At 73.3% G+C, this 9,193-nt stretch carries 8 protein-coding genes; 4 read left to right on the forward strand and 4 right to left on the reverse strand.

Going from position 1 to position 9,193, the window contains the following annotated elements:
• Positions 1-98: 98 nt before the first annotated feature.
• Both KO717_RS02605 and KO717_RS02610 read right to left on the reverse strand, forming a co-directional pair.
• Positions 99-545, reverse strand: a complete 447-nt coding sequence (locus KO717_RS02605) for a hypothetical protein (protein WP_301364160.1) — start codon at positions 543-545, stop codon at positions 99-101.
• Positions 546-742: 197 nt separating this feature from the next.
• Positions 743-2,884, reverse strand: coding sequence for a PIG-L family deacetylase (locus KO717_RS02610; protein ID WP_301364162.1), 2,142 nt, complete (start codon positions 2,882-2,884; stop codon positions 743-745).
• A gap of 569 nt (positions 2,885-3,453) precedes the next feature.
• On the opposite strand from KO717_RS02610, the gene KO717_RS02615 reads away from it, so the two are divergent.
• The gene (locus tag KO717_RS02615) at positions 3,454-4,449 is read left to right on the forward strand and encodes a hypothetical protein (RefSeq protein WP_301364164.1); all 996 of its coding nucleotides are present in this window, start codon (positions 3,454-3,456) and stop codon (positions 4,447-4,449) included.
• Between the two features lie 157 nt (positions 4,450-4,606).
• Here the strand turns inward: KO717_RS02615 and KO717_RS02620 are convergent, their stop codons facing one another.
• A complete protein-coding gene (locus tag KO717_RS02620) occupies positions 4,607-5,566 on the reverse strand; it encodes a nitrilase-related carbon-nitrogen hydrolase (RefSeq protein WP_301364166.1) in 960 nt (319 codons plus the stop codon).
• Between the two features lie 194 nt (positions 5,567-5,760).
• Between KO717_RS02620 and KO717_RS02625 the strand changes: the two genes are divergently transcribed.
• Positions 5,761-6,765 (forward strand): LacI family DNA-binding transcriptional regulator, encoded by a 1,005-nt coding sequence (locus tag KO717_RS02625; protein ID WP_301364168.1) that lies wholly within the window; start codon positions 5,761-5,763, stop codon positions 6,763-6,765.
• 29 nt (positions 6,766-6,794) lie between these two features.
• Here the strand turns inward: KO717_RS02625 and KO717_RS02630 are convergent, their stop codons facing one another.
• Positions 6,795-6,926 (reverse strand): hypothetical protein, encoded by a 132-nt coding sequence (locus KO717_RS02630; RefSeq protein ID WP_301364170.1) that lies wholly within the window; start codon positions 6,924-6,926, stop codon positions 6,795-6,797.
• 716 nt (positions 6,927-7,642) lie between these two features.
• Here KO717_RS02630 and KO717_RS02635 point away from each other — a divergent pair.
• Both KO717_RS02635 and KO717_RS02640 read left to right on the forward strand, forming a co-directional pair.
• Positions 7,643-8,545, forward strand: coding sequence for a patatin-like phospholipase family protein (locus KO717_RS02635; protein WP_301364171.1), 903 nt, complete (start codon positions 7,643-7,645; stop codon positions 8,543-8,545).
• 282 nt (positions 8,546-8,827) lie between these two features.
• Positions 8,828-9,181, forward strand: coding sequence for a hypothetical protein (locus tag KO717_RS02640; protein WP_301364172.1), 354 nt, complete (start codon positions 8,828-8,830; stop codon positions 9,179-9,181).
• Positions 9,182-9,193: the final 12 nt, after the last annotated feature.

The following is a 9,193-nucleotide window of genomic DNA, read 5'->3' on the forward strand; positions in this document are numbered from 1 at the left end:
GCCGAATCCGCGCAGCCCCGTAGACCCGTAGACCCGAAGACCCTTCGGCCCGCTCAGGCCGCTCAGGCCGCTCAGCCCTTCAGCGTGTGGACGCCGTCTCAGACCGGGTCCGTTCCGTCACCGGGCGGCGGGGCGGTGCGCAGGCGCTCCAGCTCGGCGAGCAGGTGTTCGTACGCGAGCTTCTCGGCCGCCACCGCGCGCGCGAGGGGATGGTGGTGCGGATCCCGCCGGGTCCGGGCCTGCTCGGCGGCGGCGACGCGGGCCTCCCGCGCCCTGTCCAGTTCGTTCATCGCCGCCACGGTGTCGGCATCGAGCAGCTTGTGCTCCAGGACCTGGGCGAAGGCCCGTTCCGCCGGCGCTGTGAGCCGGTCGAGGTCCTTCGCGCAACTCTCAGGGGTCTCCGTCCGCTCACAGGCCTGGTCGAGATCGCGGGAGAGCGACCGGAGGGTCTTCCCGAGTTCCGGGTACCCCCAGTCGGGCACGGTGTCGTTGCCGCATCCGGCCACCAGTGCCGTACAGGCGGCCAGGGCGGCGAGGGCGCGCATCGTTGTTCCGGGTCCTGCGCACTTGCGTCGGCACGAGATGAGAGGAGGGGTCATGGAAGCCCCGATCGCCCGTTGGTCCGAGTGCGGCCGCCCTGGCTGCGCGAGGTGGTCTGCCTGACATCCTCGCCCGCCCCCCTCCGCCCTGCCACCCGGCGCCGCGGGGGTGCCGGGACCGAGTGCGGACGCTGCGGCGCAGGTCACCGAGGGGGTTGTCCCCCGGCGACGGTCGTGCCCGGGCGGCCGGCCTGTGCGAGCGTCCAGGGCTGGACGGCCCGGTGCCACGGGGCGGGGGTCCGGCTGCCGGGCGCCGTGGCGCCGCCTGCGGGGACCGTCGTGATGACGTGCAGGTCGGCGTCCAGGCCGAGCGCCGCGGCGACGGCGGTACCGGCCCCCTCGGCGACACCGGCCGGGGCTCCCGTGTACAGCATCTGGGACTCCTGCCAGGGCTGCGGTCCGTCGGTGGCCGCCACGCCGACCGTGCCCGCGCCCGCGCGGCCCGCGAGCAGGTCGCCCGCGATGCCCACGGCGCCGTAGCCGCCCAGGCCGCCGGCCTCGGCGACCGGGGAGAATTCCGGCGCGGGCCCGTCGGCGCGGGCCAGGCTGGTGGCGACGGTGCCGATACCGGGCCGGCGGAAGAACAGGCGGACGCCGTCGCCCTCGGGACGCACCGAGAGCGCGCCCGTCGTCTGGGGCAGCCCGGTCGGGACAGGGTCGCCGAACGGGGCCTCCGGTGCCGGCTGGACCCAGGCCAGCACGGAGCCGGCGGTGGCCGCGTACACGTGGCGCCGCCCCGACGCGTCGGTCGCGGTGACCGGATCGCCCTGGAGGCCGGCGCCGCCCAGGGCCTGCCACGCGCCGAAGTCTCCGCCCGGGGTCTCCTGCGCCCGGGCGCGCAGCGTCCGGCGGGAGTCCCGGACGTACACCGTCATCCGGCCCTCGGGGTCCACGGCGACGGACGCCCCGCTGATCGCCGAGGTGCCGGACCTGTCCACGGTGTCCGGGCTGCCCAGCGACCGCCACGGCCCGAAGCCGCCGTCGACCGTGCTCTGGACGGCGTAGACGATCTCCCGGCCGTACTCCTGGGGCGTCGCGCCGAGCGTGGTGCGGGTGGCGAACACGCCGATCCGGCCGTCCCAGAGGCGGACGGCCGCCGCCCCGGAGTCGATTCCGTCGCCGGACAGGAACTCGGGGCCCTGCCAGAGGGCCTGCGGGCCGCTGCGCGACCAGTACGCCATACGGCCGTCCAGCGCGGCGAAGGCCCACAGCCGTCCGGAGACTCCCTCGGTCATCCAGGACGTGCCGTCACCGCGGCTGTAGCGGATGGTCTGGCTCCAGCCGGCGCCGGTGGGCCGGGTCGCGGTCTTGCGGTCGCCGCAGCCGGCGGGGCTGCCGCACCAGTCCTGGTGGTCGGTCCAGGCGTAGGTCTTGAGGTAGCCGAGCTTCTCCTCGGCCGTCTGCGGGTCGAGCGTCGGGGGCAGGGAGCTGTTCGGGTAGCTCACGTAGTTCTGGACCGAGAAGTGCGGCCGGGCCGTGGTCTTGGCGTAGCGCTCGACGGCGGCCTGCACGAAGCGGGCGCCGTAGATGTGGTCCTGGTGGTCGAGGAAGGCGCCGCCGCCCTCCGCCCTGCCGGGGGTCGGGTCCTGGGTCCGTATCGTCGTCGGCCGGTACGCCTCGAACACGCCCGCGATGGCGGCCACGGTCTGGTCCTTGGTGTAGGAGAACCAGTCCTTGACCGGGGTCCCGGAGGTCAGCTGGGCACCCAGGGCGGGGGTCCGGCCGTCCCACAGGCCACGGAGGCTCTCCGGGTTGTCCCCGGAGATGCTGCGGGCCTCGCGCAGCTCCATCCATACGAGATTGACCTGGGGCCGGGCGACCAGGACGTCCACCTCGGCGCTGCCGCCACCGGCGGTGGGTACGGACTTGCGCTGCCAGGCGCTGGCGCGGTCCCCGGTGGCCATCTGCGCGTAGGCGGCGCGTATGCCGTTCTGCCGGGCCTCCGCGTAGGCGGCGCGGTCGGCGGGACCGGCCGCGTCCTGCAGGTGCGGGCTGTGGGCCTCGTTCCTGCCGTCGGACTCGCCGGAGGTCAGGTAGACGGTGGTGACCTTGATGCCCGTCGATATGGAGCGGCTGAGGTCGGGGTTCATGAAGAAGAGGTCGTCGTCGGGGTGCGCGACGATCTGCAGGGCGGAGCCCTCGGTCACGCTCGGGGTGACGAGCACCTCGGGGGCCACCTGCGGGTGCTCGGTCCCGTGTCCGTAGGCCCAGGCCGTCACTCCGGCGGTGCCGACGGAGAGCGCGGCGAGCAGGGCCGCGAGTCGGGTGCGGCGGGCCAGGGACATGTACAGCGCCTTGGGGGTCGGTCCGGTGCGGCGATCCGCGTGGGAGGTCGATCGGTGTCCCGATGGCTCCATTGCTTCCGGAGACGACCGGGGCCGATTATGGCTCGCACGTTCGGGGCTGACACACCATCAAGTCGCTTATGACCGCAAAGGGAGTTGTGGCAGAAATGAGTGGATTTGCCCGATTTTTTGATCATTATGCGATTCGTCCGGAAAACAGGCCGGAACCGGTATATGCGCTGGCCACCTGCGGGTTGCGCGGGATCGGTACGACCATCGAGCACGCCGCCCCCTTCACCACCGACCCCCACAAGTGGCGCATTCCACACCTGCGGACCGACAGGCGGCGGCAGGCGCCGGCAGTGACGCAGCTCTCACCGGTCGATGAGGCGGCCACGGGAGCTCAGGCGGCCCGACATCCCCGGCATTAACATGGACGGAAGGGACCGAAAGGCCGATACCGCTGGAACGGCCGGACCAGCCGAACCGGCCGGACCGGTGAATTCCCCGCATTCCGCTCGGGCAGATCGATCGAGTCGTTCTCCCGGCACTCAGGACAGTCGATGCCAATGAAGCGCATCACGGCATTCCGCTCGCGCAATGGAATCCCCGCCGTCCCCGCCATCGCCACCACCGTCACGCTGACCGCGGCCTGCCTGCTGTCCGGGGCGGCGGATCCCGACAGGAAAGCGCCCTCCTGCCCCACGGCACCGACGGACAGTTTCTGGCACGCCCCCGTGGACCGGCTGCCCGTGCACCCGAATTCCGACCGGTACGTCGCCTCGATCGGCTCCGCCGAGCCCCTCCATCCGGATTTCGGATCGGGACTCGCGGACGGCCGTCCCTTCGGCATTCCCATCACCGCCTCGGACACGGTGGTGCCGGAATCCGAGGTGTCCCTGGACTACCCCGAGGAGAGCGACACATCGGGCTACCGGATCCCGCCCGACGCCAGGATCGAGAACGGTCCGGCGAGCGACGGGGACCGTCACGTCGTCGTCTGGGACAAGGCGCTGTGCAGGTCCTACGAGCTCTTCGACGCCGAGCGGCGGGGCGGCAACACCTGGCACGCCGGCTCGGGTGCGATCTTCGACCTGCGGTCCAACGCCCTGCGTCCCGACGGATGGACGTCCGCCGACGCCGCCGGCCTCGCCATCCTCCCCGGCCTGGCTCGCTACGACGAGGCGGCCGGCGGGCGGATCGACCACGCGATCCGCATCACCGTGCCCCGCTCCGACCAGAGCTACGTCTGGCCCGCGAGGCACCAGGCGGGCTCGGCGGCGGACAGCGCCCTGCCTCCGATGGGGCTGCGGCTGCGGCTCAAGAGCTCGGTGGACACCTCGGGGCTGGCCCCGCAGGCCAAGGCCGTGGCCGACGCCCTCAAGAAGTACGGCGCCATCGTCGCGGACAACGGCTCGCCCTGGTACATCACCGGCGAGGAGAACCCCGGTTGGGACAATGCGCAGCTCGACGGGCTCAAGGACCTCAAGGGCTCGGACTTCGAGGCGGTCGACGCGTCCGGCCTCCAGCAGTCACCGGACTCCGGAGCCGCCGCACCACAGTGACCGCGCGGTCGACGGCGCAACTGGTCTGCATGGAGGCGTCCGTGACCGCCTGCCAGCAGCCGAGGACGCCGCGCCCTGACGCGCGGACACCCCCACTGATCACTCCAACGGATCCGACGGTCCCTCCCCCGGCCCGGGAGGGACCGTCGGGGGAGCATCACGACAGGGCCTGGGCTCCGGGTACGGCCAGCCGTTCGGTGAGGCTGCCGTAGAGCCCGGGGCGGCGGGTGCGCATGAGGCCGAACTCCAGCCAGTCCCGGCGCTGGTCGAGGTCGAGGTCGGCGACGAGGACGGCCTCGCGGTCGCGCGGGGCGCGCAGCATGATCCGGCCGTAGGGGTCGGAGATGAAGGAGGAGCCGTAGAAGGTGGAACGGCCCTCGGTGCCCACCCGGTTGGGCACGATCATGAAGAGGGCGTTGGCCAGGCCGTTCGCGCTGATGGCGTGCTCCCACATCGGCCGGGTGTCGAAGCCCGGCAGGTCCACCTCGGAGCCGATGGCCGTGGGGTGGACGAGGATCTCGGCGCCGGCCAGGGAGTAGGCGCGGGCGAGCTCCGGGAACCACTCGTCCCAGCAGGTGGGGAAGCCGAAGCGGGCTCCCTCGTGGGCGACGACGGGGAAGCCGCTGTCGCCGGGGCGGAAGCACAGGTCCTCGCGGTAGCCGGGGAAGGCGGGGATGTGGTTCTTGCGGGTCCGGGCTATCAGCTTGCCGTCGGAGTCCACGCAGACGGCGGTGTTGTAGCCGAGGCCGCCGTCCTCGGCGCGCTCGTAGAGGGAGGCGTGGACGGTGATGCCGAGCTCGGTGGCGAGTTCCGCGGCGAGGGCGACGGTGGGGCCCGTCTCCACGTCCTCCAGGTAACGGGCGGCGCCGTCGGCCATGGGGTCGTCGGTGTTGCAGAAGTAGGGGCTGCGGGTGAGTTCCGGGAGGCAGACGACCGTGGCGCCCTGCCCGGCGGCCAGGGCGACGCCCTCGCGGAGCCGGTTGTCGTGCTCGGCGGCATCGGCGTACCAGCGCATCTGGACGAGGCCGACGCGCAGCGGTTCGCGTTCGCCGGGCTGGGTGCGGCCCGGCGAGCCGAGCGGGGATCCGAAGGAGGTGAGGAGCGCGTACGAGGTCACGGCGGGCTGCTTTCGGAGTTCTGACTGAAATTTCAGTCAGAATGCGGGATGCGGAAAGGATCGGTCAAGGGGCGGTCGGTGCGATGCGGCGGACGGCCCGGACGCGGGCGGCGCCGGAACGTTCCGGCAGTGCACGAATGTAGACGCTGCCGGAACGTTCCGGCAAGGCCGGGCCGAGCGTCTAGAATGCGGGCGTGACCCCACCTGCCGTGACCCTGCTCGATGTCGCCCGCGCCGCCGGCGTCTCCAAGAGCACCGTCTCCGACGCGCTCCAGGGCTCGGGGCGGGTCGCGGAAGCCACCCGGGACCGGGTCCGCGCGGTCGCCGAGGAGCTCGGCTACCGCCCCAACAGCGCCGCCCGCCGGCTGCGCCGCTCCAGCACCGGAGCCGTCGGGCTGCACCTGCCCCAGACCGCGACCCGGCTGGGCTACTACATGAATCTGGCCTTCGGAGCCGTCCAGCGCGCCCAGGAGGAAGGACTCGACGTCGTCCTGCTCGCCCCGGGCGGCGGCGCCTCCGGCCCGCTCGCCTCCCGGGTCGACGGCCTCCTCGTCATCGACCCCGAGGTCGGCGACAGCGCCGTCCCGGGGCTCCTCGACTCCGGCGTCCCCGTCGTCACCGGTGAGCGCTACCTCGGCCCCTCCCCCACCCCCGCCGGCGCGGTCGTCTGCGACAACGCCGCTTCCCTCACGGCCCTCCTCGACCACGTGCACGACCGCGGTGCCCGCCGCCCCGCCCTCCTCGCGCCCGAGGGCACCTCCGCCTGGGCCCAGGCCCTGCGCGAGACGGCCGCCGCCTGGGGTACCGCGCGCCGGACCGAAGTCACCCTGCACACCGTCCCGTTCGCGGCGACCGAGGCCGACACCGACACCGCCACCCGGCGGCTGCTCGCCACCGACCCCGGGATCGACGCCGTGATCTGCGCCCCCGACGGAGCGGCTCCCGGAACCCTGCGCGCCGCGGCCGGCCTCGGCCGCACGGTCGGCGCCGACCTCCTGGTCGCCTCCTGCGTCGACGGCACCGCGAACCGGAGCGCGAACCCGCCCGTGACGGCGGTCGACCTGCGCCCCGCCGACTACGGGCGGGCCTGCGCGGAACTCCTCTGCGACGTCCTCGCCGGCCGCGCCGGGCCCGACACCGTCCGCCACCACACCTGGGTCCTCGAAACCAGGCCGTCCACCACCGGATCCCACCGCTGAACGCTGCGGGTCGGACGGCCGGGCAACCCTCAGGAGCGGACGGCCGGTTCGACGTCGGGGTCTGCGTCGGCGTCGGGAGGGTGCGTCGCGCCGAGGGCGAAGGCCGCCTCGGCCGCCGCGCGGCCCTGTGCCGACAGGCAGGCCGACCAGGTCCGGTCCACGTCGTACCGTTCGGCGGGCGGCAGGGGAGCTCCGGCCGACGTACGGGCCGCATCGGCGGTGCCGAGCAGTCGGGCCGCCCGCCCGGGCTCACCGCCGGCCGCCGCCGCGCCCGCCGGTACGGCGCCCAGCGCCCGCGCGGCCGCGAGTCCTGCGCGGTGCAGGGCACGGGCAGCGTCCGTGTCCCCCTCGGTTCGGCCGTGGAGCCCAGTTCGGCGAGGGCGCGCGTCGTGCCCGGCCCGTAGCCGCCGTCCCGGAACCAGGTCAGCACCGCCCGCATGTGCTCCTCGGCGCCGACGAGGTCCCCGGTGCGCCGGGCGACCATGGCCAGTCCGATCCGGGCGTCGGCCTCCCCGGCCCGGCGGCCCTGTTCACCGGCCGGCCGCAGGGCGTCCGCGTGCCGTTGCCGGCTCTCCTCGTACGCACCCGGAAGGAGCGCCGACCGGCCCAGCGTGCACGACCGCCGTACCGCACACGATCCCGGTCAGCGTCATCGGCCCGGGCAACCTCGACCAGACCCTCGCCGACGCCTTCCTGACGAAGGGTCGTCCGACCACGTCTGGAACCGCTCGGCGGGCCAGGCCCACGGCCTGGTGGAGGGCCTCCACGCGATCCGCTTGACCTGAACTCCGGTCGAGGTTCTACCGTCGATCACGTCGATCACGTCGGTCGTGGTGACCGCGTGGACCATCGTCCGATGCCAGGGGGAGACGGAACCATGGGGCTCGAAACCGCGACAGCATTCGACCGGGCGCTCGTGCTGGGACCGGGAGGTGTGGTCGGAACCGCGTGGATGGCCGGGCTGATCGGTGAACTGGGGCGCAGGGGTGTGGATCTCGGCGCCGCCGACCTGACGGTCGGCACCTCGGCCGGTGCGATCGTCGGCGCGCTCCTGACCACCGGCCAGGACCTCGGCCTGCTCGCCGAGGTGGCACCGCGGCCTGGTCAGGCCCCCCGGCGCGGGGTCGACGCCGCAGTCGCGGGGGCCGTGTTCGCCGTGCTCGGCCGGCACGGGCTGGAGCCCGGGGAGGTCCGGCGCCGGGTCGGCCGGATCGCCCTGGACCACGCGGACTCCGACCGCGACGCCGCCTCCGAGGCGGAACGGGCGCTGCTTGCAGGCCGGGGCGCACTGATCGGCTCCAACGCCTGGCCGACGGAAGGTGAGTTGCTCATCACGGCGGTGGAGGCGGCCACGGGTGAGCCGGTGGTGTGGAACCGTACGAGCGGTGTGCCGCTGGTGCACGCGGTGGCGGCGAGCAGTGCCTTCCCCGCGGCCGAGCTGCCGGTCTCCGTGCAAGGGCGGCGGTACATGGACGGCGCCCTGCGCTCCGGGGCGAACGCGGACCTGGCGGCCGGAGCCCGCACGGTCGTCGTCATCGAGCCCCTGGCGCACCTTTCGCCCGGTGAGCCCCTCGACCGGCGGGCTACGGCCGGCGGGGCGCGGACCGTGGTGACCATCGGTCCCGACGCGGAAGCGGTACGGGCGTTCGGCACCGACCTGAACGACCGGGCGAACTGGACGCCGGCCTACCGGGCAGGTCGCGACCAGGCGGCCGCTGCCGCGGAGCGGCTGCGCTCCGTGTGGGAGCCCGGATCCGGTGCGGGTGGCTCCCAGGTATGAGATCGCGGACAGCTCCGAGGAGTGATGACGGTGAGTCACAGGCGATGGGACTCTGGAGGTGTCAGACGAACGAACGAACGAAGGAGCGATCGATGTCCGTGATCCGGCGAACCGTCCCTACCGCTGTCCACGCATCCCTGGCGCTGCCGGTCGGGCTCGCAGCGGTGCTCGCCACCTTGGGCCCGCGGTACGGAAACTGCGTGGCTGCCGACCCTGAGGTGCCGGTAGCGTCCGGTCTCCCGACCCGCCGGACCGGCGGCTCATGTCAGGAGAGCGATACAGATGACCGGCCGGCAGGCAACGACGACCCTGTGGCGCCCCACCGGCCCCAAGGAGCTGGATCTGGTGCGGGGGCTGAACTGGCGTGCGTGGCCGCCCAGGCTGCCCGAGCAGCCGATCTTCTACCCGGTCCTCAACGAGGACTACGCGATCAGGATCGCGCGGGACTGGAACGTGAAGCACGATGGCGCCGGCTTCGTCACTCGTTTCGAGGTCGAGTCGAAGTTCTTGAGCCGATATCCCGTTCAGCAGGCGGGCGGGCGGACCATCCTGGAGCTCTGGGTTCCGGCTGAGGAGCTGGACGACTTCAACGCCCACATCGTCGGCGAGATCCAGGTGGTCCACGAGTTCCACTGACGTGACGTGACG

The sequence above is a fragment of the Streptomyces xanthophaeus genome, assembly GCF_030440515.1.
GTDB lineage: Bacteria > Actinomycetota > Actinomycetes > Streptomycetales > Streptomycetaceae > Streptomyces > Streptomyces kutzneri.

What these genes read in the sequence shown, in the direction of transcription:
- KO717_RS02615 (WP_301364164.1), top strand. Translation starts at nt 3,454, where the DNA reads ATGAAGCGCATCACGGCATTCCGCTCGCGCAATGGAATCCCCGCCGTC.
- KO717_RS02635 (WP_301364171.1), top strand. Translation starts at nt 7,643, where the DNA reads ATGGGGCTCGAAACCGCGACAGCATTCGACCGGGCGCTCGTGCTGGGA.
- KO717_RS02640 (WP_301364172.1), top strand. Translation starts at nt 8,828, where the DNA reads ATGACCGGCCGGCAGGCAACGACGACCCTGTGGCGCCCCACCGGCCCC.
- KO717_RS02610 (WP_301364162.1), bottom strand. Translation starts at nt 2,884, where the DNA reads ATGTCCCTGGCCCGCCGCACCCGACTCGCGGCCCTGCTCGCCGCGCTC.
- KO717_RS02605 (WP_301364160.1), bottom strand. Translation starts at nt 545, where the DNA reads ATGCGCGCCCTCGCCGCCCTGGCCGCCTGTACGGCACTGGTGGCCGGA.